Below are 25,743 nucleotides of genomic sequence, written 5' to 3' on the forward strand. Positions count from 1 at the left end.
CCTCCGATTACTGCACACTTCGTTCAGTAGTGACACAGTGGAGTCATGGCACACGACGGCATCTCACCCCGCGACAGCGTTCGCGAGGCCGTACTGATCACCGAGGCACGAACGTCGGTCGAGGAACAGCACCGAGCGCGCGTGCGCAAATACCTCTTCATCATGTCTTTCCGTATCCCGGCGCTGGTCCTCGCGGCGCTGTCGTACGGCGCGTGGCAGAACCCGTGGATCGCCATGGCCATCGTCGGCGTGTCCATTCCTCTCCCGTGGATGGCAGTCCTGATCGCCAACGACCGACCGCCGCGGACCGCGGACGAGCCCAGCCGCTACGGCTGGCGGGCGACCGACTCCACCGCGCTGGAGGCCCGCAGCCACCCGGTGGTGAACCTCGACGAGGAACCCGATCTCGACCGCCGCGCGATCTCGAATCCGCGCGCCACGTCCTGAGACGGGTCCGTGCCGAGATCGGTCTGCTGACACACTGGCGCGGTGACCGACTCGAACCACCGCACCTCGCCTCCCCCGTCCGTCCCGGTGGACGCAGACCGCCTCGTCGACCTCGCGTCCACGTTGCGGGTCGCGTTCGACCGAGCGGACTTCACCGCGGACGGGATCCTGGAGGCACTGGGCGACTCGGTCCATGCCGCGTTGGGACGTGGCGAACCCGCACCGGTGCGTCGCCGCTGCGGAGAACTCGGTCCACTCGGCACGCTCGTCCGGCTGTTCCTGCTCTCCGACGACGTGGCGATCGACGCCGCGACCACCGCCCTCGCTCCGACGACACTCGACGGGGCGGTCGCTGCCGGCCTCCTCGAGACCGGCAGCGACTCCGTGCGCAGTCTGCTCGACATCCGCCCCCTCGATCTCGGCACGGGCACGCGGTGGGTGGTGTCCGACATCGACGGCAGCATGCGCGACGTCCGTATCGGATCCGATCACGTGCTCGGCGTCGGGCACGCGTCGCTGTCGCTGGTCCGCGGGACACCCACCCGTGTCGACGGGAGTCCGCCCACCGTCCTGGATCTCGGTACCGGCTGCGGCATCCAGGCGCTCCACGCGGCGCCGTACGCCCGGTCGATCACCGCCACCGACGTCAGTGATCGTGCCATCGCCCTCACCCGCATGACGGCTGCCCTCAACGGTCTGGACTTCGAGACGATCCCGGGCTCGTGGTTCGCACCCGTCGCGGGGCGGACCTTCGATCGCATCGTCGCCAACCCGCCCTTCGTCGTCGGATCGGGCCGAGTCTCCCACTCCTACCGCGATTCCGGCCTGGACCTCGACGGTGCCAGCAGCCTCGTCGTGGGAGCGGCACCAGAGCATCTCGCTCCCGGCGGGACCGCCTCGTTGCTCGCCTCCTGGGTTCACGTGGACGGTGAGGACTGGCGGTCACGGGTCGCCTCCTGGCTGCCGGACCACGGTGTCGACGCGTGGATAGTGCAGCGCGACATCGCGGACCCCGCTCTCTACGTGGGCACGTGGCTGCGGGACGGTGGCCTCGATCTGCGAGACCCGGCCGTCGACGAGACGGCGACCGCCTGGCTCGATCACCTCGACGCCGCCGGCGTCACGGGTGTCGGCTTCGGCTTCGTGTACCTCCGCCGGACCGACCGGCCCACCAGCGTCCTCGCGGAGGACCTGATGCACGGGTACGAGGATCCCCTCGGCGACGAGGCACTCGACGTCCTGGACCGGGTGGACTGGCTCCGCACACACGATCTGCTCGACGAGTGTGTGGCCGTCGCCCCGACCACGGCACTCGAGGAGGTCTCCACCCCCGATCCGGACGGTGGGTGGACCACCGTCGTACGCCGGGTCCACCGCGGCGACGGGCCCGCGTGGTCCCACGAGATCGACGCGGACGGGGCGGCACTCCTGGCCGGGATGCGCGCGGGCGGACTGACGGTCGGCGACCTCACCGAGCTTCTCGCGGCCGCACGCGGTGTGGACGCCGCGGAGCTGACGGACTCGGTCGTCGCGTTGGTCGCGGGGCTCGTCGTGCACGGGTTGGTGATCCCCACCTGAGCCGAGCAGTCGTTTCTCTCAGCAACTTCTCAGGGCTGAGGTGGTGAAACCGCAGCTCAGAGTGTTTGACGGAGGTGGGCTTCGGGAACTTTTCTGACGTGTCCCGGCGTTGTAGCCAGTGAGACACCACCGATCAGGAGGCACGTCATGACCAGCCCCACCACCATTCGCCCTCGACCGAGTGATGCCGACCTGGATGCACAGAGCCCGGCAGCGGACCTCGTTCGCGTCTACCTCAACGGTATCGGCCGCACGGCTCTGCTGACGGCCGCGGAGGAAGTCGATCTGGCGAAGAAGATCGAGGTGGGTTTGTACGCGACCCATGTGCTCGCGACCGGCAAGCGCCTCTCCCCCGCCAAGAAGCGTGACCTCGCGCTCATCGTCCGCGAGGGCCAGTCCGCTCGGGCACACCTCCTCGAGGCCAACCTCCGTCTCGTCGTCTCACTCGCCAAGCGCTACACGGGCCGCGGGATGCCGCTGCTGGACCTCATCCAGGAGGGCAACCTGGGTCTCATCCGTGCGATGGAGAAGTTCGACTACGCCAAGGGCTTCAAGTTCTCGACGTACGCCACCTGGTGGATCCGTCAGGCAATCACGCGCGGCATGGCGGACCAGAGCCGCACCATTCGTCTCCCCGTGCACCTGGTGGAGCAGGTGAACAAGCTCGCGCGGATCAAGCGTGAGCTGCACCAGCAGCTCGGCCGCGAGGCCACAGACGACGAGCTCGCCGAGGAGTCCGGCATCCCGGTCGAGAAGATCGCGGATCTGCTCGACCACAGCCGAGACCCGGTGTCGCTCGACATGCCCGTGGGCAGCGACGAGGAGGCACCGCTGGGCGACTTCATCGAGGACTCGGAGGCCACGTCCGCCGAGAACGCCGTGATCGCCGGGCTGCTGCACACCGACGTGCGCAGCGTGCTCGCCACGCTGGACGAGCGTGAGCAACAGGTCATCCGGTTGCGCTACGGCCTCGACGACGGTCAGCCGCGTACCCTCGACCAGATCGGCAAGCTGTTCGGCCTCTCGCGTGAGCGCGTACGCCAGATCGAGCGTGAGGTCATGGGCAAGCTGCGTCAGGGCGACCGCGCCGAGCGACTGCGGTCCTACGCCAGCTGATCGTCCCCCGCATCACGAGACAGGCCCCCGGCTCTCGCCGGGGGCCTGTCGTCGTTGACGGGCTCAGCGCAGGCGACGGGGGCCCAGATCGATACGGCTGGGCTCGGGCCCGATGCGGATCCGTGCGTCGGTGGTCTCCGCGCCACTCGGTGACGCGAGGACCGGGTCGCACACCAGCTCGCGCACCTCGGACAGATCGTCCGCCAGTGTGGAGACCCGGAGCACGACGTCCACCAGCGCGCCCTTGTTCACCGGGGACGCGGTGCGGTACCCCGACAGCATCGGCGCGGCCCGCGGCGCGTCGATGAGCTCCGCGGCTTCCCTCTCGGTGAGTGGGAGCACACGGTACGCCCTGTCTCCCAACAGATCCGACATGATGCCGGACAGCCCGAACGACACCAGTGAGCCGAACGACGGATCGTCCTGGACCCGCACCAGGCACCCGATCCCCTTGGTCGCCATCCGCTGCACCTGCATCACCGGGGTGCCCGATGCCTCGAACAGATCCCGGTACGCGCGGGCGACGGCGTCCGGCCCCACGACGTCGAGGCGGACTCCGCTCAGGTCGGGGCGGTGTCGCCACTGATCGCCGGTGGCCTTCACCGCGACGGGTCCTCCCAGCTCGCGGGCCGCCTCCACCGCCTCGGCCTCGTCCGTCACCGTGCGGAAGGCGGCGATCTCCACGCCGTAGCACCGCAGCAACTGCTCGGTCTCGACGTCCGAGAGCCACCGCCCCGAGGGACTGGCCGCCATCCAGCCGGCCACCAGTGCGCGCGCCGCGTCGGCGTCGACGCCGCCGGGCCGCACCACGCTGTCGGCCGGTCGATTCAGCCACGAGGCGTACCGCCACGCCTTCTGCAGCGCGTAGACCGCCCGCGCCGGGTCGGGATACGACGGCACCGATCCGCGGATCGGCGTTCCGTCGTCGCCGCGGACCGCCAGCACGTCCGGAATGCCCTCGGCGGCGAGGAAGGTCGTCAGCACCGGCTTGTCGGCGCCGCGGACCGCCGCGCCGAGTGCCTCGGCGTAGGAGGCGACACGGACGGCGACCGGAGGCACGAAGACCGCGAGAACGGTGTCCACGTCGTCCGACCGCAGCGCCGTGGTGACCGCGGCCGCGAACTCCTCGGGCGTGGCCTGCGCGCCCACGTCGACCGGGTCCGGTGCGGTCATGCCGCTGTCGCGTGCGGCGTCGACGGCGAGGACGCCGAGCGCCGTCGAGTTGCCCACCACCGCGACCCGCGGACCTGCCGGCAGCGGCTGATAACCCAGAAGGATGGCGCAGTCGAACAGTTCCGCGATCGAGTCGACCTGGATCACTCCCGCCTGCTCAAAGAGGGCACGCACGATCGTGTCGTCGATGTCCGTGCCGGTCGCCAGCGCGGGCGGCACGGCTCCGCGTCCGCTCTTGACCGCGACGATCGGCTTGGACCGCGCGACCCGGCGCGCGATGCGCCAGAACTTGCGGGCGTTGCCGAAGCTCTCGAGGTAGAGCAGGACCACCTCGGTGGCCTCGTCCTGGTCCCAGTATTGCAGCAGGTCGTTGCCGGACAGGTCGGCGCGGTTACCGGCGGAGACGAACGTCGACAGTCCCAGGAGCCGTTTCGACGCCTGCGCCAGGATGGCGATACCCAGGGCACCCGACTGGCAGAAGAAGCCCACGCGTCCGCGACCCGGGAGGTCCGTCGCCAGCGTGGCGTTGAGCGACACCGCGGGATCGAGGTTCGCGACGCCGAGAGCATTGGGGCCGACCAGGCGCATGCCGTGTGCACGAGCGGAGTGCACCAGGCGCCGTTCGTTCGCGCGCCCGTCCTCTCCCGTCTCACCGAACCCGGACGAGACCACCACCAGCGCCTTCACGCCCTTGGCGAGACAGTCGTCGAGCACCGCGTCGATCTGGTCGGCCGGCACGGCGGCCACCGCGAGATCCACCTCGTCGGGAATGTCCCGCACCGTCGGGTACGCGCGCACTCCGCGCACCGACGTGTGTTCCGCGTTCACGGGATAGACGGGTCCGGTGAACGACGCGCGCAGCAGGTTGGTCAGCACCGCGTTGCCCACCTTCTCGGGGTCCGTCGAGGCACCGATGACGGCGACAGAGCGTGGGCCGAGCACGTTGCGGACACTGCGGGCCTCGGCCGCGCGCTCGCGGGAGTTGCGCACCTGGACGAGCGCGTCGCTGGGATCGATGTCGAAGTCCAGGTTGAGCACGCCGCCGTCGAAGCTGCGACTGACCTGGTAGCCGGCCTGCCGGAACACGGTGACCATGTTGCGGTTCTCCGCGAGCACCTCGGCGACGAAGCGGCGCACCCCGTTCTCCGCGGCCGCCCCCGCCAGATGCTCGAGCAGGATCGGACCGAGCCCACGACCCTGGTGCGCGTCGGCGACGACGAAGGCCACCTCGGCGGAGTTGCCGTCGCCCTGCGGCAGGCGCTCGTACCGGCCGACGGCGATGATCTCGTCGCCGAGCGTCGCGACGAGGGCCACCCGCGACGTGTGATCGACCGTCGTGAAGTTGAGGATGTCGCGCTTGGGCATGGTGGGGTACGGACCGAAGTAGCGCAGGTACCGCGTCCGCTCGGACAGCTTGCCGTGGAACTCGACCAGGGCGTCGGCGTCACCGGGCACGATCGGCCGCAGATGCACCACGCGGCCGTCGGACGCGAGCACGTCGGCGGCCCAGTGCCGCGGGTAGTTCTCGGCCCGCTGCCGCTCGAGCTCCTTCGGATCCGGCGGCGTCGGCGCGTCCGGTGCCGTCTGCGCTGTCGGTGTCTCGGGTGCGGGCGTCTCGTCAGTCACGCGGATCCTCCGGGTCGAGTCCCCACAGCGGGTAGACGGCGCGGCGGGTGGCCACGATGGCGGTGTCGATGCGTTGGATGGCGCGATCGACGTGCTCGACACCCGACTCCGGGGAACCACCCGGCCCGTCCCACGGCGGGTAGTCCACGTCGCCGTCGTCGCTCATCGTGGACGGCAGGTCGATGCTCGGCGCGGCGAGCCGCACCTTCTCGTGCCACTCGTCCGGAATGGACGTCGTCGGATCGAGATCGCGGTCGAGCACCGCGGCGATGAGATGGGTCCAGGCACGTGGCACCACTCGCACCAACCCGTATCCGCCACCCCCCACCGCGAGCCACCGACCCTCGCAGACCTGGTCGGCGAGATCGCGCATCGCACGGAACGCGGCGCGCTGCCCGTCCACGGTGAGTCCGAGATCGGCTAGCGGATCCTCGCGATGACTGTCCACGCCGCACTGGCTGATGATGATCTGCGGCTTGAACGCCGCCACCGCTCCGGGCACGACCGCGTGAAACGCCCTCAGCCACAACCGGTCTCCCGTGCCGGGGAGAACCGGCACGTTGACGGAGGTGCCCTCCGCAGCGTCGGCACCCACCTCGGTGGACCATCCGGTGTTGGGCCACAGCGTGGCCGGGTGCTGGTGCACCGAGACCGTCATGACGCGGGGATCGGCGAGGAAGGCCGCCTGGACACCGTCACCGTGATGAGCGTCCACGTCGATGTAGGCGATGCGGTCGTACCCGTTGTCGAGCAGCCACGAGATGGCGATGGCCGCGTCGTTGTAGACGCAGAAGCCCGACGCCCAGTCCGCCATGGCGTGGTGCATGCCCCCGCCGATGCTCACGGCGCGGCGCGAGCGTCCCGAGGCGATGGCGCGCGCGGCGGTGAGGGTGCCACCCGCGATCACCGCACTGGCCTCGTGCATGTCGGGGAACACCGGGTTGTCCTCGGATCCGAGACCGTGCAGCACCTCGGACGCCCGCGAACCCAGCGGCAGGTCACGCGGCGCGCGCTTGACCGCCTCGACGTACCCCGGTGTGTGCACCCGCAACAGCTCACTGTCCGACGCGACCTCCGGCGGCAGCAGTTCGGTCCCCTCGAGCAGGCCGATCCCCCGTGCCAGATCCATGGTGAGCGCCAGGCGGGTGGGATTCATCGGGTGGTCGTCGCTCCACCGGTAGTTCAGGTAGTCCGCGCTCCAGACCAGAGCGGGCTGCCCCGGAGGCGACTGCGATGTCGAGGACGACTGCAGAGTCATGGCCCTCAACCTACGTGTCCGATTCGGCGTTCGTGATCGACTCGCGCACACCTGCTCGACGGGTCGTGGCAGGGCGGGCGCACCGCGGCTCACCACGCCCGCACCTGGACCCACCGGTGAACCGTCCGTACCGGTAGAATCCACAACGACGAAGGGTGTGATTGTGAAGGATCTGGTGGACACCACCGAGATGTATCTCCGGACCATCTACGACTTGGAAGAAGAAGGGGTCGTTCCCCTGCGCGCCCGCATCGCCGAGCGCCTCGAGCAGAGCGGACCGACCGTGAGCCAGACCGTGGCCCGGATGGAGCGCGACGGGCTGCTCCTGGTCGCGGGCGACCGGCATCTGCAGTTGACGGAGAAGGGCCGCGAGCTCGCGGTCGCCGTGATGCGCAAGCACCGGCTCGCGGAGCGGCTGCTCGTGGACGTGATCGGCCTGCGCTGGGAGGACGTGCACGCCGAGGCCTGCCGCTGGGAGCACGTCATGAGCGAGGAGGTCGAACGGCGCCTGGTCGAGGTGCTGGACAACCCGACCACTTCGCCGTACGGAAACCCGATTCCCGGTCTCGCACTGCTGGGTTCGTCCCGGCCGACCGAGCAGCCGGAGGACCTGGTCCGCCTCAGCGACATCGCGCCCGGAACGCCCACCGCCGTGGTGGTGCGCCGCCTCGCGGAGTACGTGCAGTCCGACCCCGACACGATCGCGCGCCTGCGCGAGGCCGGAGTCGTCCCGGACGCGCGCGTCACCGTGTCCGTCACGCCGGGCGCGGTCACCATCACCGTGCCGGGCCACGACGACGTCGACCTGTCCGAGGAGATGGCGCACGCCGTTCAGGTCCGCACCATCTAGCTGCTCGGGTCTCTCGCGGAGTTCCCAGACACAGGAATCGGAGTTCGAGTGAAGTTCGTGGTGACCGGCGGCGCCGGCTACGTCGGCAGTGTGTGTGCGGCCGTCCTGATGGAGAACGATCACGACGTCGTCGTGGTCGACGATCTGTCCACCGGCAACGCCGACGGGGTGCCCTCGGGTGCGGAGTTCGTCGAGGGCCCCGTCGCCGAGGTCGTCTCGTCCGTGCTCGGACGCGAGAAGGTCGACGGGGTCCTCCACTTCGCGGCTCAGTCGTTGGTCGGCGAGTCGGTGGAGAAGCCGGAGAAGTACTGGCGCGGCAACCTCGGTGCGGCGCTGGAACTGCTCGATGCCATCGTCGAGCACCAGGTTCCGCGCCTCGTGTTCTCCTCGACCGCCGCGACGTACGGGGAGCCCGAGCGCACGCCCATCACGGAGGACTTCCCCACTCGGCCCACCAACCCGTACGGAGCCAGCAAGCTCGCGATCGACCACGCGATCACGGGATACACCGCGGCGCACGGGTTCGGGGCGACCAGCCTCCGATATTTCAACGTGGCCGGAGCACACGCCGGTCTCGGCGAGAACCGTGTCGTCGAGACCCACCTCATTCCTCTCGTCCTGCAGGTCGCTCTCGGACACCGTGAGTCCATCTCGGTGTTCGGCACCGATTGGCCGACACCGGACGGTACGGCCGTCCGTGACTACATCCACGTCCGCGATCTGGCCGACGCGCACCTGCGCGCCCTGTCCCAGAGCGTCCCCGGGAGTCACCGGATCTTCAATCTGGGTAGTGGCGAAGGGTTCTCGGTGCGCGAGGTCATCGACGCGTGCCGCCGCGTCACCGGCGTCGACATCGCCGTCACGGACGCACCCCGGCGAGCCGGCGATCCGGCAGTGCTCGTCGCGTCGAGCGAGAAGGCCATGGCCGAGCTCGGCTGGAAGCCCGAGCTCACCGATCTCGACGTGATCGTCGCGGACGCCTGGGCGTTCCTGCAGTCTCTCGGCGACAGGGCGCACTCCGCCCGTCGCTGACCCCGGGCCTCACACCGCGTCCGGCGGCAACTCGACCCCCAGGTCCTCCGCCAGTGACCGCGCGGACAGCACGAGCTCACGCACCACGGTGGGTCGCACACCGTTCTGCAGAGCCGTGTCCAGCAGTTGCGCGAAGCGGTACTCCGGATCCGCGGTCAACGCCGTCTGCAGCGCCACCCCGGCGAGCGGTCCGTCTCCGCGCAGGTACGCCCACGCCCCCAGCATCGTCGCGGGGTGCGCTCGGTCCGGTCCGCTGACCCGCCGCGTCAGCTCGACCCACACCGCCTCGGCCGTGGGTCCCAGCGCGGTCGTCGCGAGGCCGAGAACGGCGTCCCGCACCGCGATCGTGCTGATCGCCACCATGATGCGCGCCGCTGTCAGGTGGTCGAGCTCGTCGGAGGCGTGCAGTGCCTCGAGGAAGACGACCGTGTCCGCCAGCAGGTCCGAGTGGCCGACCGGCCCGTCCTCCAGCTCGACCCGCAGTCGGCTGTTGCGGAACCGTTCGCACTCCGACTCCGGAACGGGTTGCAGCAGCAGCGCGATCTCCGACCGGGACGTGCGGATCTGCCGTCCCGCCATCACGCGGGACGCCGCGACCTGCGACGATCCGGGATCGGGCAGCGTGCCGCACCGCGGATCACCACCCAGGCTGCGCCACCGCTGACCGACCGCCAGGTGGGACACGTGGTGCACACCGAACAGGTCGATCCCGCGCGGGTCGAGTGTGTCCCGCAGCGCATCGGCCACCACCTCGTACGGCATCGTGAACTTCGACCCGGTGATCAGCACCGCGACGACCGCGTCCAGACCCTCTCTCGTGCAGACCTCGCCGCACCGCTCGATCACGTCGGCGAGCTCGGGTGAGTCGAGCCGGTCGGAGAGGTCCTGCCGCATGCACATCTCCACGACGGTGGGGCTGCCGGTGCTGAGGCAGATGAGCACGATGGACCGCGCCGGCACGAAGCCGAGCAGAGCCGGAACGGCGGCGATGAGGTCGCCCACCGACGTCACGACGGGGTGGTCCGCCGTCGTGGACGACGGGGATCGATGGCGGGGAACGGGGTACGGGCGTCGAGTCATGAGGAGGACTGTCCGCGTGCGGCCGACAGGTCCTCCGGGGTCGACCTGGGCCGATGAAACGGCCTGTGGATCGGCCCGCGCCCGGGGATGGACGCTCGCGCGGCTGCCACACTCGTCAGGAGACGACGAGAGGCAACCGTGCGCGCAGTGATCCAGCGAGTGAGCGAAGCGACCGTTCGAGTCGACGGCGTGGAGGTCGGACGTATCGGCGCCGGACTCCTGGCCCTCGTCGGGGTGTCACCGTCGGACGGCGCCGCGGACGTCGAGCACGTCGCCCGCACGATCGCGGATCTCCGCATCCTGCCGGACGAACGATCCGTCTCGGACGATCCCGACGCAGCCGAGGTCCTCGTCGTGTCCCAGTTCACGCTGTACGGGGACACGCGCAAGGGCCGTCGGCCGTCGTGGAACGGTGCGGCGGCGGGCGACGTCGCAGAACCGCTGGTCGATGCGGTGGTGGCGTCGCTCCGGGTGCACGGCATCACGGTCGCGACGGGTGTGTTCGGCGCGCACATGGCGGTGCAGTCGGTGAACGACGGGCCCATGACCGTCCTCGTCGACAGCCCCTGACTCAGCGGCCTCGTCGGCGCCGCGGACGGCGCCACACCACTTCCTCAGGCAACATCCAGCCGCGACGGCGCGCGAGGAGACACAGGGCCGCGCCGACCACGGTCGCGGCGATCAGAGCTATCGTCGGTTGCCCTGCAGCCTGCACCACCACGAGGGTGGCGCTCGCGATCAGGGCGCACGACGCGTAGAGCGTGTTGCCACCGAAGATGGTGGGGATGCGCCCCACCGCGACGTCGCGGATCGCACCGCCGCCCACCGCGGTGACGGCGCCGAGCCCGATGGCCGGAAGCCACCCGAGCCCGACGCCCAGGGTCTTCTGCGCTCCCGCCGCGGCCCAACAGCCGAGTGCCAGCGCGTCGACGTAGGGGAAGACGCGGTCCCACCCACGCCCTTCGAAGCGCACGGCGAACGCGACGACGGCACCGATCAGCGCCACCGTCAGATAGCGGTAGTCGGTGAGTGCGACGGGCGGCCCGGCCTGGAGCAGCGTGTCGCGGATGATGCCGCCGCCGAGCCCCGACACGATGGCGAGAACCGAGAAGCCGACCAGGTCGAAGCGGAAGGCCCGAGCGACGGCGCCGCCGAGAAGGGCATTGGCGAAGACACCCGTGAGGTCGAGGACCCGGAACAGCTCGGGCACTGCCCATGACATGGGCTATCCCCCGGCCTTGACCTTCTGCACCGCGGCGGTGAACGTGCGGTCGAGCGTGGCGGAGTCGGGCGTCAGTTCCCCGAAGGACATGTACGTCGCCGTGACGCGGACGTCGTCGACCTGGGCGAGCAGCGACAGCATGGACTGTGTGACCTCGCCCGCCTGGCCACCGGAGGTGACGGTACGACGTAGCGCGAGGGTGTCGTCGGCACCGATGGGCGGCGGCGGGACGATGTCGGTGGTCACCAGGCTCGTCACACCGGCTGAGGTGGCCTCGACTTCGGAGCACTGCTCCCAGAGTGCCTTCCGATCCTCCAGCGTCGTGTCCACCCGGGACAACTCGATGGAGATGGTGGCCCGGTCGTCGGGATCGGTCGCGACGAGCAGTGCCGTCGAGTCGGGATCGGACGATCGTGCCTCGGGCTTGCATCCCGTCGGTTGGACGGACGCGTCGGCCGCGATGCCGTCGAGGTCCTGAGCCGCCTGCGCCACGGCCTGCGGGGGCAACACCACGGCCTGGTACGGCGCCGTGAAGGTGCTGGGATCGAGGAGCAGGGCCGACAGCGATCCCGCCGCGTCGGGACTCGCCGAGGTGCTGGACGGAGAGCTCGACGGTGTGGTGGTGGTCGACGACGATCCGGGTGCGCTGGACGGCGCGGCGGAGGGCGGCGGACCGCCGGCCTCCGGCGTCCCGCTCACCGTGGAGCCACCGCATCCCGCCAGCACGGCGGCGGCGAGGGCGAGGGCGAGCAGCGCACCGGCACGCACCGCGGACACTCTGCTGGTGGCACCGGTACTCGTCGCTCGCGTCTGCATGTCTCCCCTGTCGGTGAGGTCCCCGGGCGTCCGGTGACCGTGCGTGGCCTCGACGCTGCCACACTGGCGCCCGCCCGCCCGCGGGCCACACCGAGGGGTGTCCGGTTCGTTACCCGGCACTCGGCTCAGGATCCGCGTGCGATCCATTCCTCGAGATGGGGCGATTCGTCGCCGATGGACGTCCCGTCCCCGTGTCCGGTGTTGACCACCGTCTCCGGTGACAGGGCGAACAGTCGTTCCCGGATGCTGCCGATGATCGTCGGGAAGTCCGAGTAGGACCGCCCGGTGGCACCGGGCCCGCCGGAGAACAACGTGTCGCCGCTGAAGAGCTGACCGGCCTCGGGGAGATACAGGCAACTCGATCCCGGTGAGTGACCCGGCGTGTGCAGGACCTCGATCTCGGTGCCGGCGACCGAGATCCGGTCCCCGTCCGCCAGATCACGGTGAGCCAGTCCCGGGTGCGTCTGTTCCCAGAGCACGTCGTCTGCCGGGTGCAGCAGGATCGGTGCGTCGAGCCGCTCCGCGAGCTCGGGCGCGACCGTCACGTGGTCGTTGTGTCCGTGGGTGCACACCACGGCGACGACCTTCCGGCCACCGACCGCGTCGATGATCGGGGCCGCGTCGTGCGCCGCGTCGACGATCACCACCTCGGAGTCGTCGCCGACGATCCAGATGTTGTTGTCGACGGCCCAGGATCCGCCGTCGAGCTCGAACGTGCCCGTGGTGACGACCTTCTCGACACGGAAGCCGGAAGGCGTGGTCACAGGACCACCACCGAACGCAGGACCTGACCCTTGGCCATGGTGTCGAACGCCGCCTCGACGTCGTCCAGCGCGATGCGCTCGGTCACGAACTTCTCCAGCGGCAGACGACCCTGCTGGTACAGGTCGACCAGCATCGGGAAGTCGCGCTCGGGAAGGCAGTCGCCGTACCAGGAGGACTTGAGTGAACCGCCGCGACTGAAGAAGTCGATCAACGGCATCTCGAGCGTCATGTCCGGCGTCGGGACACCGACCAGGACGACGGTGCCGGCCAGGTCGCGGGCGTAGAAGGCCTGCTTCCACGTCTCGGGACGTCCGACGGCGTCGATGACCACGTCGGCACCGAAGCCGCCCGTCAACTCCTGGATGGCCTCGACCGCGTCCACGTCGGAGGCGTCGACGGTGTGCGTGGCACCCAGATCACGAGCCCACTCCAACTTTCCCTTGTCGCGGTCGACCGCGATGATCGTGCCTGCGCCTGCCAGCCGGGCACCGGCGATCGCGGCGTTGCCGACGCCGCCGCATCCGATGACGGCGACGGAGTCACCGCGACCGACGTTGCCGGTGTTCATCGCCGCGCCGAGGCCCGCCATGACGCCGCAGCCGAGCAGTCCGACGACGGCGGGGTCGGCGGAGGGATCGACCTTGGTGCACTGGCCCTCGTGCACGAGGGTCTTGTCGGCGAAGGCGCCGATGCCCAGTGCGGGCGAGAGTTCCGTGCCGTCCTCGAGTGTCATCTTCTGCGAGGCGTTATGCGTGTCGAAGCAGTACCAGGGCTCACCGCGCTTGCAGGCACGACACTGACCGCACACCGCGCGCCAGTTGAGCACCACGAAGTCGCCGACCTCGACGTGGGTGACCGCGTCGCCGACCGTCTCCACGATGCCGGCCGCCTCGTGGCCGAGCAGGAACGGGAACTCGTCGTTGATGCCACCCTCGCGGTAGTGCAGGTCGGTGTGGCAGACGCCGCAGGCCTGCACCCGCACGACCACGTCGTTGGAGCCCGGATCGGGGATGACGATCGTCTCGAGGGACACCGGAGCACCCTTGCTCCGAGCGACGACGCCGCGGACCTGCTGTGGCATTTCTTGCCTCCATCTGTCGGTACTGCCGGGTGCTGCGAACTTCACCGTCACCCTAACGATGCACAGGTGCGAACTGCTGCATCGGAGAGGTGTTCACCCAGTCGTGACACGCACGGCACACCGGATTCTCCTGACGGGACTACTTGTTGGGGCATGTCGGACCAACTCGAATACGACCTGGTAGTCATCGGTTCCGGACCGGGAGGGCAGAAGGCCGCGATCGCGGCGGCGAAACTGGGCAAGCGCGTCGCCATCATCGAGAAGGGCAGCATGCTCGGCGGCGTGTGCGTCAACACGGGCACCATCCCGTCGAAGACGCTGCGCGAGGCGGTTCTCTATCTGACAGGCCTCAATCAACGCGAGCTCTACGGAGCGAGCTATCGCGTCAAGGCGAACATCACGCCGTCGGATCTGCTGGCCCGGACGTCCCACGTGATCGGCAAGGAGGTCGAGGTCGTCCGATCGCAATTACTGCGCAACCGAATAGAGATGATCACCGGCGAGGGCCGGTTCCTCGACGCGCACACCATCGCGGTGGACGACCGCAGCCGCGGCGAGCGCATCACGGTCGGCGCGCGGAACGTCGTGATCGCCACCGGGACGGCGCCCGCCCGTCCCGACGACGTCGAGTTCGACAACTACCGCGTGCTGGACTCCGACGGCATTCTGGATCTGCAGTTCATCCCGTCGTCGATGGTGGTGGTCGGAGCCGGCGTCATCGGGATCGAGTACGCCTCCATGTTCGCGGCGCTCGGATGCAAGGTGACCGTGGTCGAGAAGCGCGACACCATGCTCGACTTCTGTGACCGTGAGATCGTCGAGTCGCTGCAGTTCCACCTGCGCGACCTCGCGGTCACGTTCCGCTTCGGCGAGGCGGTCACGGCCGTCGACGTGGGTCCGTCGGGAACGGTCACCACGCTGGCGAGCGGGAAGAAGATCCCGGCCGAGACGGTGATGTACTCGGCCGGACGTCAGGGCATGACCGACGGGCTGGATCTGGAGAAGGCCGGACTCGAGGCGGACGCCCGAGGACGGATCGACGTCGACGACGACTTTCAGACCAAGGTGGACACGATCTACGCGGTCGGTGATGTCATCGGATTCCCCGCGTTGGCCGCGACGTCGATGGATCAGGGCCGACTGGCCGCGTATCACGCCTTCGGCGAGCCGGGGAACAAGCTCACCGACCTTCAGCCCATCGGCATCTACTCCATCCCGGAGGTGTCCTACGTCGGCGCGACCGAGGTGGAACTGACGAAGAACTCCGTTCCCTACGAGGTGGGCGTGTCCCGCTACCGCGAACTCGCGCGCGGACAGATCGCGGGAGACTCCCACGGGATGCTGAAACTGATCGTGTCCACCGTCGACCGTCGGGTTCTCGGCGTGCACATCTTCGGTTCCGGCGCGACCGACCTCGTGCACATCGGCCAGGCGGTCATGGGGTGCGGGGGCACGGTCGACTATCTGGTCGACGCCGTCTTCAACTATCCGACCATGTCCGAGGCGTACAAGGTCGCGGCGCTGGACGTCGCCAACAAAATTCGGGCTCTGGAGGCTTTCACGCGCTGACCGGCGACGGCGGGGAATGTCGGGGTCCCCGCCGTCGTTGGGAGGAGAAACGGGTGAAGCCCGGTCGCGCAGGGTCGCTGTGGGAAAATGGGGTAACCGCACAGTGGTGCCCCGGCAGGACACGCACGGCGACGAGGAAGGACACCGGCATGGACGAGAAGTCGAGAATGTACGAGCTGGAGTTTCCAGCGCCCCGAGTGTCGTCCGAGGACGGCGTGGGTCCGGTGCTGGTCCACGGCCTCGAGGGTTTCTCCGACGCAGGTCACGCGGTCAAGCTGGCCACCACGCATCTGCGTGAGACCCTGGAGACCGAACTGGTGGCGTCCTTCGACGTCGACGAGTTGCTCGACTACCGCTCACGTCGCCCCATGATGACGTTCTCCGCCGACCACTTCTCCGACTACGACGAGCCGCACCTCAATCTCTACGCGGTGCAGGACGCCGTGGGCACCCCGTTCCTGCTGCTGGCAGGTCTCGAACCCGACCTGAAGTGGGAGAAGTTCACCACCGCGGTGCGTCTGCTGTCGGAGCAGCTCGGAGTACGCCGCACCATCGGCCTCAACTCCATTCCCATGGCGGTGCCGCACACCCGGCCGCTGGGCGTCACCGCCCACTCCAGCGACACCGACCTGGTGGGCGAGCACCACAAGTGGTCGGGTGAGCTGCAGGTGCCGGCCAGCGCCTCGTCCCTGCTCGAGTACCGCATGGCTCAGCACGGCCACGAATCGATGGGCTTCTCGGTGCACGTGCCGCACTACCTGGCACAGACGGCGTACCCGAGCGCGGCGGAGACGCTGCTCGAACTGGTAGCCGAATCGTCGAAGCTGACCATTCCGTTGAACGCACTGACGGAATCTGCGGCACGGGTGCGCGAGCAGGTCGACCAGCACGTCGAGGGCAACCCGGAGGTCCAGTCCGTGGTCCAGGCACTCGAGCGTCAGTACGACACCTTCGTCACGGCGCAGGAGCAGCAGTCGACGCTCCTCGCCGCGGACGAGGAACTGCCCAGCGGCGACGAACTGGGTGCCGAGTTCGAGAAGTTCCTCGCGGAGCAGACCGAGTTCGTCGAGGACGAGCCGTCGCCCGAGGGTCCCGAGGACGGAACAGACCGCTCCTGACGTCACGAGTTCTTACCCAGCCGTAACCCGACGGCTGTGTGAACGGTGACGATCCCGGTTTACGCTCGGTCGGCGACACACACGGTGCCGCCGATCGAGAGGGACCGGGATGTCCGACACACGCCGCCGCGCCCTGCGTCCGGTTCCCGACGCGGAACCGCGGCTGCACTTCCGCACGGTGCACGGTTATCGACGTGCCTTCCGGATGGCGGGAGAAGGACCGGTACTGCTGCTGATCCACGGCATCGGTGACAGCTCCGAGACCTGGCTCGACGTGCTCCCCCATCTCGCGTCGAAGTACACCGTCATCGCGCCGGACCTGCTCGGCCACGGACTGAGCGACAAGCCTCGTGCCGACTACTCGGTGGCCGCATACGCGAACGGCATCCGCGATCTGCTCGTCACCCTCAACATCGACGCGGTGTCCGTGGTGGGCCACTCGCTCGGCGGCGGTGTGGCCATGCAGTTCGCCTACCAGTATCCGGACATGGTCGAGCGCCTCGTCCTCGTCTCGGCGGGCGGTGTCACCAAAGACGTCCACCCGGCGCTGCGACTCATGTCCACGCCCATCGTCAACGAGGCGTTCAAGTTGCTGCGCCTGCCCGGCGCCATGCGCATGCTGCGCATGGCGGGCGCTGCGATCGACCAGTTGGACGGCACTCCTCTGCACCCCGGGGCCGTCCTGCACGACACGCCCGATCTGGTCCGCGTTCTCGGCAACCTCCTCGACTCCACCGCCTACGACGCCTACCTGCGCACGCTGCGGGCCGTCGTCGACTGGCGCGGGCAGGTGGTCACCATGCTCGACCGGTGTTACCTGACCGAGAATCTGCCCGTGCAACTCATCTGGGGTGATCAGGACACGGTCATCCCCATCGCCCACGCGACGCTCGCGCACGCCGCGATGCCCGGCTCCCGCCTCGACGTCTTCGCCGGCGCCGGCCACTTCCCGTACCGCGACGATCCGATGCGCTTCCTCGAGGTCCTGGAGAACTTCCTCGGGACGACGATGCCGCTGAAGTTCGACGAACAGCGATGGCGGCAGATGCTCGTCTCCGGTGTCGGCGAGGACGCCATCACCGGCAGTGCGACGACGAGGCAGGCGGTCCTGGGTGCCATGGGGTCGGACGAGAGGTCGGCTACGTAACCTGTAGTGATGCTGCTGACCGAGATGGTTCCTGACTCCGCGTCGGCCGACGATCTGTACGACGCGTTCACCAACTGGGTCTCCGACCGTGGACTCGAGCTGTATCCGCTGCAGGACGAGGCCGTCATCGAGTTGGTCTCCGGCAACAACGTCGTGCTCGCCACCCCCACCGGGTCGGGAAAGTCGATGGTGGCCATCGCCGCTCACTTCGCCGCGTACGCGGCCGGCATCCGATCGTTCTACACGGCGCCGATCAAGGCGCTAGTCAGCGAGAAGTTCTTCGCACTGTGCGAGATCTTCGGTGCGGACAAGGTCGGCATGGTCACGGGCGACGCCTCGGTCAATGCGTCGGCACCCATCATCTGTGCGACAGCGGAGATCGTCGCCAACATGGCACTGCGGGAGGGGCCGGACTCGTCCATCGGCCAGGTGATCATGGACGAGTTCCACTACTATTCCGAGCCCGATCGCGGCTGGGCGTGGCAGGTGCCGCTCATCGAACTCCCCCACGCCCAGTTTCTGCTGATGTCCGCCACTCTCGGCGACGTCTCCTTCTTCCGCGACGACCTGACCCGCCGGACCGGACGGGTCACCACCGTCGTCGAGGGCTCCGAACGCCCTGTGCCGCTGATGTTCTCCTACCGACTCACACCCGTCGTCGAGACCATCGAGGAACTCGTCTCCACGCACCTCGCACCCGTCTACGTCGTGCACTTCACGCAGGCCTCGGCACTCGAACGGGCTCAGGCGCTCACCTCGATCACCGTCGCCTCCAAGGAGACCCGTGCGGCCATCGCCGAGGCCATCGGTGGCTTCCGGTTCACCACCGGATTCGGTAAGACGTTGTCCCGCTTGGTCCGTCACGGCATCGGCGTGCACCACGCGGGCATGCTGCCGCGCTACCGGCGGCTCGTCGAGAAGCTGGCGCAGGAGGGTCTGCTCGCCGTGATCTGCGGAACGGACACTCTCGGCGTCGGGATCAACGTGCCCATCCGCACCGTGCTGCTCACCGGACTGACGAAGTACGACGGTGTTCGCACGCGCCAGTTGCGCGCCCGCGAGTTCCATCAGATCGCCGGTCGCGCAGGCAGAGCCGGGTACGACACCCTCGGCACCGTCATGGTGCAGGCACCCGAACACGAGGTCGAGAACGCCCGACTCGTCGCCAAGGCGGGCGACGATCCCAAGAAGCTGAAGCGTATTCAGCGCAAGAAAGCACCCGACGGTTTCGTCTCCTGGGGCAAGCCCAGTTTCGAGCGACTCGTGGCGGCGAGCCCGGAGCCGCTGACCTCGAAGTTCTCGGTGAACAACTCGATGCTGCTCAACGTCATCGCCCGCCCGGGCAGTTGTTTCGACGCGATGCGGCATCTGCTCGAGGACAACCACGAGACCAGGGCGAACCAACGGCGACACATTCTCCAGGCGGTGCGGTTGTACCGGGGTCTACGCGACGCCGGCATCGTCGAGCAGCTTCCCGAGCCGGACGAGGACGGGCGCACCGCACGGCTCACCGTCGACCTGCAGCGCGATTTCGCTCTCAATCAGCCGCTGTCGCCGTTCGCCCTCGCGTCGTTCGAGCTGCTCGACCAGGAGTCGCCGTCCTACGCGCTCGACGTGGTGTCCGTCATCGAGGCCACCCTGGACGACCCCCGCCAGATCCTGATGGCCCAACAACACGCGGCGCGCGGCGAGGCGGTGGCGCAGATGAAGGCGGACGGTCTCGAGTACGAGGAGCGTATGGAGCTGCTCGAGGAGGTCACGTGGCCCAAGCCGCTGGCCGATCTTCTGGGCCCCGCCTTCGAGATCTACCGCGGTGGGCACCCCTGGCTGTCCGAGTTCGGCCTCTCCCCCAAGTCCGTGGTGCGCGACATGATCGAGAAGTCGATGACGTTCACGGAGCTGATCTCACACTACGGTCTCTCCCGCTCGGAGGGCTCCGTGCTGCGGTACCTCGCCGACGCGTATCGCGCTCTGCGACAGACGGTTCCACCGGAGGCGCGGACCGAGGACGTGCAGGACATCACCGAGTGGCTCGGCGAGACCGTGCGCCAGGTCGACTCCAGCCTTCTCGACGAGTGGGAGAACCTCACCGATCCGACGTTCGAGGAGGACGGCACACCCGTCGTCGCGTACGGAGCAGACACACCGAAACCCATCTCTGCGAACCCCCGAGCGTTCCGAATCATGGTGCGCAACGCCCTGTTCCGACGCGTCGAGCTGGCGTCCCGTCGTCGCTGGGACCTCCTCGAGGAGCTGGGCGACGAGGTCGACTGGCAGGACGAGCTCGAGCCCTACTTCGAGGAGTACGGCGAGATCGGCATGACGCCCGCCGCCCGCGGACCGCACTTGTTCTCGTTCGTCCAGACCCGCGAGGAGACCACTGCGCGTCAGGTTCTTGACGATCCGGACGGCGACCACGGCTGGTCGCTGGACGCGACGGTGGACGTCGAGGAGTCCGACGCCCTCGCCGAGATCGTGTTCGACGACATCACCGTCACCGCAGGCTGAGAGGAAGACCATGTCATTCGACGTCCATGTCGTGCGGGTGTTCACCGACGACCAGGGTCGATGGGGCAACCCCCTCGGCATCGTCGACGCTGCGTCCGTTGCCCCGTCGGATCGCCAGTCCGTGGCGCACGACCTGCAGTACAGCGAGACGGTGTTCGTCGATGTTCCCGAGAGCCCTGTCGACTCCGCCGCCCTCCGCATTCACACGCCCGCCGTCGAGTTGCCGTTCGCCGGGCACCCCACCGTGGGCACAGCAGCATGGCTGGCCGGCCGCGGAACTCCGGTGGAGACGTTGCTCGTCCCCGCGGGCGAGGTTGCCGTCCGAGTCGCCGGCGACACCACCTACGTCCGTGCACGGCCCGAATGGGCACCACACTTCGAGTTCCGTCAGGTCCGGGGCGCCGACGAGGTTCTGGCCGTGGACCCCGCCGAGTTCACCACGGGCCACCACTACGTCTGGGCATGGGTGGACGAGGAGCGCGGGGCGATCCGGTCACGCATGTTCGCCCCCGACATGGGCGTCCCCGAGGACGAGGCCACGGGCTCGGCCGCCGTCCGCGTCACTGAACTCCTGGGTCGAGATCTGAGCATCGTCCAGGGCCGCGGGTCGATCCTGTCGACCACGCTGTCCGACGACGGATGGGTGGAGCTCGGTGGGCGCGTGGTGGCGGACACCTCGCGCACCGTTGCGAGCCACTGAAACAGACCGACCGTAACGGAACGGGTCGACGCCGACGATGACACTGCATGAGAACATTCCGGGCCGCGCTCCTCGCCTGCACCGTCATCGTTCTGTCGTCCTGCGGTGCCGAGAACAGTGCGCCGACGGAGCCGAGCGTGGCGCCGTCGACAACGATCTCCACGCAGACCACGACGACTGCCGCCGCACCACCCCCCGCCGGCGCGCAGACGGTCACCGAGACAGTCGACGTCGAACCGATCTACACCGAACCCGTCCAGGCGGAGCCGGTGATTGTCGACTGCCAGATGGGCCTGGGACCGGTCGTCACGTACTGGTCGGACGGAACGGTCACGGGGTACAGCGACTACTGCCAGTCCGTTCACGATCAGGTCCTACAAAGCGAGATTGCCGCGAACACGCCGACCTGCGATGGTTCCGTCTGCACATATCCGAACGGCGCCTCGTACCCGGATCCGAATGCGGCGCCTGATGACAGGTGCACGAACCAGATCGACTACGCCGGCGACCCGAGATCGAACGCGGAGATCAACTCGCTCGGAGAAACGAACGGCGTCTGTCCTGCACCGATCGCGTGACAGACCGAAACCACTAGTCCAGCACGACCGCGATCTCACGCCCCAGCTCGACGCCCTCCGCCAAGGGAAGGTGATCGCCGCTCCAGAACCGGCCGGGGTCGTACCAGTTCGCGCGGCGCCGCGGTGGCCTCAGGCCCACCTTGTCGAAGGGCTTCAGCGGCGTCGGTGACTCTCGTGGATCGAGCAGACCCATCGCCTCGTACGTCAGGGCCACCACCTCCGCGCAGTAGGCGGTCTCGAGTCGACGGTCGTCCTTGGCCGACACCGCTGGGAGCCGCCCCGCGAACCATCTACCCGCCAGCTTCGCGGTGGTCGGGAATGCGGTGCCGTCGAGTCGCGCGATGGTCCGCATCAGCTCGTCTTCTTGTTCACGCGTGATCGGCGACTGCAGTTGCCGGAACCAGCATTTCTGGTCGTAGCGCTCGCCCCAGTGAGTGACGGCGTCGCGTAGGTCGTGCAGCTGCACGCCGCGCTGATGGCGCCCGGTCCACATGTCGGGCAGTGACTGGCCCAACTCGGCATGCCACATCAAGGGCGGCAGATCGTCGAGGACCACGGCCATGCCCACGTGATTCACCGGGCTGTTCGTCAGCGTCTGGATCGCTCGATCCGCCGCCGACCGGCCGCGGAAGATCCAGAGATCGCCTGTCCGCGTGGTCTCCACGGCGGTGGCGAGGTTGACTGAGGACACTCCGTCGACGCTCATCGACGACGAGCCTAGTTCGTGGCGCTAGCCTTCATGAATGGCTGCACGATCCCGAAAGATCTCCGTGCGCGGTCTGCTGAAGGTCGCAGGTCTCGCCGGCGCCGTCGGCGTGGCAGCGTCCGGCGTCCTCGTCGCCCGCAACGAGCGTCAGCGTCGTCAGTACGAACCGGACGAAGTGCGCGAGCGGTTGCACCAGCGGCTGGCCGTGGCCACGTCCACGAAGCGCTAGCGTTCGATCGTCACCTCGTAGCCGATCGGAGTGGTGATCGAGCGCGCGAGCGCAGTCGCGGGAAAACGCTCGTCGCGCCGATAGTCCCCCAGTCGGCGCGCGAGCGCCTCGGCAACCTGTCCGGGCGCGTCATCGCCCACCAGCAGTCGCAGCCTGTCGTCGCCCGGGCTGCGGACATGGTCGACGATCGCCGCCGCAGCATCCGCGGGCGCCGTCCCACCGCCCGTCCCCTCTCGCGGCCACGGCACGGCGGGAGTGCCGAACACCGCGGTCCGCAGATCGTCGTAGTCGGGAGACGGAGCGCTGAATCGCATGCTTCCTGTGCCCCACTGGGTGTCGACCGCGCCGAGCTCCGCGATGCTCACGCGAATCCCGAAATCCTTCACCTCTGCTGCCATCGCCTCACTGAAGGCTTCGAGCGCCCACTTCGACGCGGCGTACAGGCCCAGGGTGGGCATCGTGCCGACGGCTCCGACGGTCGATATCTGCACGATGTGGCCGGACCGCCGAGGCCGCATGACCTCGACGGCTGCCTGACTGAGCCAGAGCGCACCGAAGAAGTTCGTGTCGACGATGTCGCGGGCCTCCGGCTCCGTCGTCTCCTCGATGGCACCCACCGCCCCGTGACCCGCGTTGTCGACCAGTACGTCGAGGCGGCCGAACTTCGCGACGACGGACGAGACGACCGCCCGCGCCGCGCCGCGATCGCGCACGTCCAGGTGATCGACGACGAGTCGCTCGTGAGCGGGAAGGTCTGCCTCGCCCCTCACGGTCGCGATCACGCTGTCCCCCACGTCGAGCACACGGTCCACGAGCGCGCGACCGAGCCCTCGACTCGCACCGGTGATCAGCCACACCCGGCCGCTCATGATCCGACCCCCGCTCGACGGGTGTACTCGGCGATGACGACTCCGGAGTCGAACGCCCGCAGTCGGGTGCGCTCGAACGGCCGGTCAGCGTATCGGGCACCGGCGAACAGGCGCACACCGTCTCCGAGAACAACCGGGTTGATCTTCAGGACGAGTCGGTCGATCTGGTCGACGAGGTCACCCGCCAGCGCTCCCCCACCCGCCAGCCAGATCCCGGCGCCGTCTTCCCCACGAAGTCGGTCGAGGGTGGCTGCCGGATCGTTCGTGACGGTCACGTCGTCGGACTCGGATCGGCGGTGCCGGGATGCCACGAACTGCCGCAGGTGCGGATAGGGGCTGACGATGCCGACGTCCAGGGCCGCGGAATATGTCGTCCACCCCATGATCACCGTGTCGAACATCGTTGCGTCCGAATGGATCCCGAGCGCGTCCTGCACGTGTCCGGGAAGAGTGTCCGCGAACTCGTCCAGGAGCACTTCCATATGGTCGCCCTCGTCGAGGAACGCGCTCCAGGTGCCGTCGGGAGCCGCGATGAATCCGTCGAGACTCGTGGCGACGTAGTAGGTCAGTTCTCGCATGGGCGAACCCCTCTCGGTCGACTCTTGCACGGTAGGTGCTCGACCAGCGACCGCGCGACCCCATTTTCGTGGTGGGTGCAATCGGGCGCGCCTGACGCCACATGATTGCGACACATTCTGCGGATCGGTGGACATCGTGCCGATCGTGTGGCAGAAAGCGCACGCAGGGGTGAGTAGCCGCCGATGCCGAGGTTCGATGCCCGGATGGCTGTCATGACACGGCGGTGACCGCGTGGCAGAGGACACGTACCGCGCGCGGCCCGGGTTTCGTACCGTCGAACGATGTGGCGACGACGCGTGCGCGGGCCTCTCGTACCCGAGGGAACGCTGGCCGCAGCAGCGGCGACGCAAGGGCTTGTTCTCGACACGTCTCAGCTCGAGGCCGCAACCCGTCTCGAAACCATGGCCGGCCAGGGGATCTACCTCTGGGGTCCGCCCGGTCGGGGCAAGAGCTGGCTGATGGACACCTTCCTCGCGGAGGCACGCACCAGCCGGACGACGAGGACACACTGTCACCGCTTCTTCACCGACCTGCACGCCGAGCTGAACCTGCGCGGTCACGACCTCGACGCCGCGCTCGATCAGATGCTCGGTGATGCGGAACTGGTGTGCTTCGACGAGTTCCACGTCCATGACCCGGCGGACGGCATCTTCGTCGACCGACTGCTCGACGCGTTGTTCCGGCGGCCCGTCAGAGTGATCCTGACGTCGAACTACCCTCCGCGACGGCTGCTTCCGAACCCTCTGTTTCACAGCAAGTTCGAGCCCACCATCCACCGCATCGAGCAGGCACTGGCGATCGTGCACGTCGACGGCCCGATCGACTATCGCACCCTGGACCTCGACACACCGCGCAGCGGGTTCGCCGCGGGACGGTGGATGACGGGGGACCGATTCTCCGATCGGCGAGAACCAGGTGACGGAGACGCGGCCTCACTCTCGATCGGGGTACGTACGGTCGTCGCTCGAGCTGTGCGTCCGGACCTGGTGTGGTTCACGTTCGACGCTCTGTGCGCGCGACCCACCGCACCGTCCGACTTCCTCGAGCTCGCGGACCGATTTCCACGGTGGGTCATCAGCGAGGTACCGGGACCCGACCGCCTCGGACGAGACGCCGCCCATCGGTTCGGCAGCCTCGTCGACGTGCTCTACGACGCGTCGATACGCACCGATTTTCTCGCGGAGGTTCCACTCGGACAGTTCCTCCTGAGCCGGCATCTTCCGGTCGATGCCGAACGTATGGCGAGCCGCCTGAGCCAGTTGCAGACGACCCCGTGAGCAGCCGTCCCGCGGATCGAATCGGTTCCCGCTGATGCTGCAGCATCCACCACTCCCGATGACGTCCGCGGGAACTACGGCGACTCCACCAACTCCGGCCCCGCGGGGAAGTCGAGCACGTATTCCTCGCCCACGTCCCCCACAGCATCGGACGCGGCGGTCGTCAGGACGATGCGGTGGTCGTCCAGAGATCGGATGCGCACCGTGCGCCCCTCGAACCGGAACCTGTTCATGAGGAACCGGAGGCCGCGGCGCTCCAACGCTTCTTCCGCATCGGGCCACTCCGACACCGCCGACAGGGGTCGACCCAGTCGATCGATGGGGATCAGATTCGGAGTCGCCGTCTGCATGTCGATCCACCCGATCACCTCGCCGTCCTCGCGGGCGTGCGGGATCCAGTGATCGGGAACTGCCACGAC

Annotated in this window: 25 protein-coding genes; 14 read left to right on the forward strand and 11 right to left on the reverse strand. The window is 68.5% G+C overall.

The features are described 5' to 3' along the window. The first annotated feature begins 45 nt into the window (after positions 1-45). From QRN16_RS05785 to QRN16_RS05795, 3 genes are all read left to right on the forward strand, one after another. Entirely contained in the window at positions 46-447 is a 402-nt protein-coding gene (locus QRN16_RS05785; protein WP_056444840.1) for a DUF3099 domain-containing protein, read from the forward strand. Positions 448-534: 87 nt separating this feature from the next. Beyond that, positions 535-2,025, forward strand: a complete 1,491-nt coding sequence (locus tag QRN16_RS05790) for a DUF7782 domain-containing protein (RefSeq protein ID WP_285186034.1) — start codon at positions 535-537, stop codon at positions 2,023-2,025. Positions 2,026-2,172: 147 nt separating this feature from the next. Beyond that, on the forward strand, positions 2,173-3,141 hold the full coding sequence (locus tag QRN16_RS05795) for a sigma-70 family RNA polymerase sigma factor (protein ID WP_027505171.1): 969 nt from the start codon (positions 2,173-2,175) through the stop codon (positions 3,139-3,141). 63 nt (positions 3,142-3,204) lie between these two features. Here the strand turns inward: QRN16_RS05795 and QRN16_RS05800 are convergent, their stop codons facing one another. Both QRN16_RS05800 and QRN16_RS05805 read right to left on the reverse strand, forming a co-directional pair. Beyond that, complete coding sequence (locus tag QRN16_RS05800) at positions 3,205-5,811, reverse strand: bifunctional acetate--CoA ligase family protein/GNAT family N-acetyltransferase (protein WP_285186037.1); 2,607 nt, start codon at positions 5,809-5,811, stop codon at positions 3,205-3,207. 121 nt (positions 5,812-5,932) lie between these two features. After that, a complete protein-coding gene (locus QRN16_RS05805) occupies positions 5,933-7,198 on the reverse strand; it encodes an acetoin utilization protein AcuC (protein ID WP_027505169.1) in 1,266 nt (421 codons plus the stop codon). 163 nt (positions 7,199-7,361) lie between these two features. Between QRN16_RS05805 and QRN16_RS05810 the strand changes: the two genes are divergently transcribed. Then, the gene (locus tag QRN16_RS05810; protein ID WP_027505168.1) at positions 7,362-8,048 is read left to right on the forward strand and encodes an iron-dependent transcriptional repressor DtxR; all 687 of its coding nucleotides are present in this window, start codon (positions 7,362-7,364) and stop codon (positions 8,046-8,048) included. 48 nt (positions 8,049-8,096) lie between these two features. Then, positions 8,097-9,080, forward strand: a complete 984-nt coding sequence (gene galE / locus QRN16_RS05815) for a UDP-glucose 4-epimerase GalE (protein WP_027505167.1) — start codon at positions 8,097-8,099, stop codon at positions 9,078-9,080. Positions 9,081-9,089: 9 nt separating this feature from the next. On the opposite strand, the gene QRN16_RS05820 is transcribed toward galE, so the two are convergent. After that, positions 9,090-10,160, reverse strand: coding sequence for a DUF4192 domain-containing protein (locus tag QRN16_RS05820; RefSeq protein WP_222630939.1), 1,071 nt, complete (start codon positions 10,158-10,160; stop codon positions 9,090-9,092). A 138-nt stretch (positions 10,161-10,298) separates the two neighbouring features. Between QRN16_RS05820 and dtd the strand changes: the two genes are divergently transcribed. Next, positions 10,299-10,730 carry a D-aminoacyl-tRNA deacylase gene (gene dtd, locus QRN16_RS05825; protein WP_285185046.1) on the forward strand — a complete coding sequence of 144 codons (432 nt, stop codon included), beginning with the start codon at positions 10,299-10,301 and terminating at the stop codon, positions 10,728-10,730. Between the two features lies 1 nt (position 10,731). Here dtd and QRN16_RS05830 read toward each other — a convergent pair whose 3' ends face one another. The 4 genes from QRN16_RS05830 to QRN16_RS05845 all read right to left on the reverse strand — a co-directional run bounded on the left by QRN16_RS05830 (position 10,732) and on the right by QRN16_RS05845 (position 14,044). Further along, positions 10,732-11,382 (reverse strand): trimeric intracellular cation channel family protein, encoded by a 651-nt coding sequence (locus tag QRN16_RS05830; RefSeq protein WP_027505164.1) that lies wholly within the window; start codon positions 11,380-11,382, stop codon positions 10,732-10,734. A gap of 3 nt (positions 11,383-11,385) precedes the next feature. After that, positions 11,386-12,198 (reverse strand): sensor domain-containing protein, encoded by an 813-nt coding sequence (locus tag QRN16_RS05835; RefSeq protein ID WP_285185047.1) that lies wholly within the window; start codon positions 12,196-12,198, stop codon positions 11,386-11,388. Positions 12,199-12,323: 125 nt separating this feature from the next. Continuing rightward, the gene (locus tag QRN16_RS05840; RefSeq protein ID WP_285185048.1) at positions 12,324-12,962 is read right to left on the reverse strand and encodes an MBL fold metallo-hydrolase; all 639 of its coding nucleotides are present in this window, start codon (positions 12,960-12,962) and stop codon (positions 12,324-12,326) included. Further along, positions 12,959-14,044 carry an S-(hydroxymethyl)mycothiol dehydrogenase gene (locus tag QRN16_RS05845; protein ID WP_285185049.1) on the reverse strand — a complete coding sequence of 362 codons (1,086 nt, stop codon included), beginning with the start codon at positions 14,042-14,044 and terminating at the stop codon, positions 12,959-12,961. Before QRN16_RS05845 ends, QRN16_RS05840 begins: the two co-directional genes overlap by 4 nt. A gap of 153 nt (positions 14,045-14,197) precedes the next feature. Here QRN16_RS05845 and sthA point away from each other — a divergent pair, with 153 nt between their 5' ends. From sthA to QRN16_RS05875, 6 genes are all read left to right on the forward strand, one after another. Then, positions 14,198-15,613, forward strand: a complete 1,416-nt coding sequence (sthA, locus tag QRN16_RS05850) for a Si-specific NAD(P)(+) transhydrogenase (protein WP_027505160.1) — start codon at positions 14,198-14,200, stop codon at positions 15,611-15,613. Between the two features lie 149 nt (positions 15,614-15,762). Then, on the forward strand, positions 15,763-16,731 hold the full coding sequence (locus tag QRN16_RS05855; RefSeq protein ID WP_056444855.1) for a proteasome assembly chaperone family protein: 969 nt from the start codon (positions 15,763-15,765) through the stop codon (positions 16,729-16,731). A gap of 109 nt (positions 16,732-16,840) precedes the next feature. After that, positions 16,841-17,878, forward strand: a complete 1,038-nt coding sequence (locus QRN16_RS05860; RefSeq protein ID WP_222632085.1) for an alpha/beta fold hydrolase — start codon at positions 16,841-16,843, stop codon at positions 17,876-17,878. Positions 17,879-17,887: 9 nt separating this feature from the next. Next, positions 17,888-20,386, forward strand: coding sequence for a DEAD/DEAH box helicase (locus tag QRN16_RS05865; RefSeq protein WP_285185050.1), 2,499 nt, complete (start codon positions 17,888-17,890; stop codon positions 20,384-20,386). A gap of 10 nt (positions 20,387-20,396) precedes the next feature. Beyond that, the gene (locus QRN16_RS05870; RefSeq protein ID WP_285185051.1) at positions 20,397-21,086 is read left to right on the forward strand and encodes a PhzF family phenazine biosynthesis protein; all 690 of its coding nucleotides are present in this window, start codon (positions 20,397-20,399) and stop codon (positions 21,084-21,086) included. Between the two features lie 47 nt (positions 21,087-21,133). Then, entirely contained in the window at positions 21,134-21,664 is a 531-nt protein-coding gene (locus QRN16_RS05875; protein ID WP_261781967.1) for a hypothetical protein, read from the forward strand. Between the two features lie 13 nt (positions 21,665-21,677). Here QRN16_RS05875 and QRN16_RS05880 read toward each other — a convergent pair whose 3' ends face one another. After that, on the reverse strand, positions 21,678-22,370 hold the full coding sequence (locus tag QRN16_RS05880) for a hypothetical protein (protein ID WP_222630926.1): 693 nt from the start codon (positions 22,368-22,370) through the stop codon (positions 21,678-21,680). A 37-nt stretch (positions 22,371-22,407) separates the two neighbouring features. Between QRN16_RS05880 and QRN16_RS05885 the strand changes: the two genes are divergently transcribed. Further along, positions 22,408-22,599 carry a hypothetical protein gene (locus QRN16_RS05885; RefSeq protein WP_037185345.1) on the forward strand — a complete coding sequence of 64 codons (192 nt, stop codon included), beginning with the start codon at positions 22,408-22,410 and terminating at the stop codon, positions 22,597-22,599. Here QRN16_RS05885 and QRN16_RS05890 read toward each other — a convergent pair. Further along, positions 22,596-23,468 (reverse strand): SDR family NAD(P)-dependent oxidoreductase, encoded by an 873-nt coding sequence (locus QRN16_RS05890; RefSeq protein WP_285185052.1) that lies wholly within the window; start codon positions 23,466-23,468, stop codon positions 22,596-22,598. The genes QRN16_RS05885 and QRN16_RS05890 overlap by 4 nt on opposite strands. Beyond that, positions 23,465-24,046 (reverse strand): dihydrofolate reductase family protein, encoded by a 582-nt coding sequence (locus tag QRN16_RS05895; RefSeq protein ID WP_285185053.1) that lies wholly within the window; start codon positions 24,044-24,046, stop codon positions 23,465-23,467. Before QRN16_RS05895 ends, QRN16_RS05890 begins: the two co-directional genes overlap by 4 nt. Before the next feature lie 282 nt (positions 24,047-24,328). Here QRN16_RS05895 and zapE point away from each other — a divergent pair, with 282 nt between their 5' ends. Continuing rightward, positions 24,329-25,324, forward strand: a complete 996-nt coding sequence (zapE, locus tag QRN16_RS05900; protein ID WP_285185054.1) for a cell division protein ZapE — start codon at positions 24,329-24,331, stop codon at positions 25,322-25,324. 74 nt (positions 25,325-25,398) lie between these two features. Here zapE and QRN16_RS05905 read toward each other — a convergent pair whose 3' ends face one another. Beyond that, the gene (locus QRN16_RS05905) at positions 25,399-25,740 is read right to left on the reverse strand and encodes a hypothetical protein (RefSeq protein WP_285185055.1); all 342 of its coding nucleotides are present in this window, start codon (positions 25,738-25,740) and stop codon (positions 25,399-25,401) included. Positions 25,741-25,743 lie beyond the last annotated feature (3 nt).

Source organism: Rhodococcus sp. MEB041 (genome assembly GCF_030208955.1).
Taxonomy (GTDB): Bacteria; Actinomycetota; Actinomycetes; order Mycobacteriales; family Mycobacteriaceae; genus Rhodococcoides.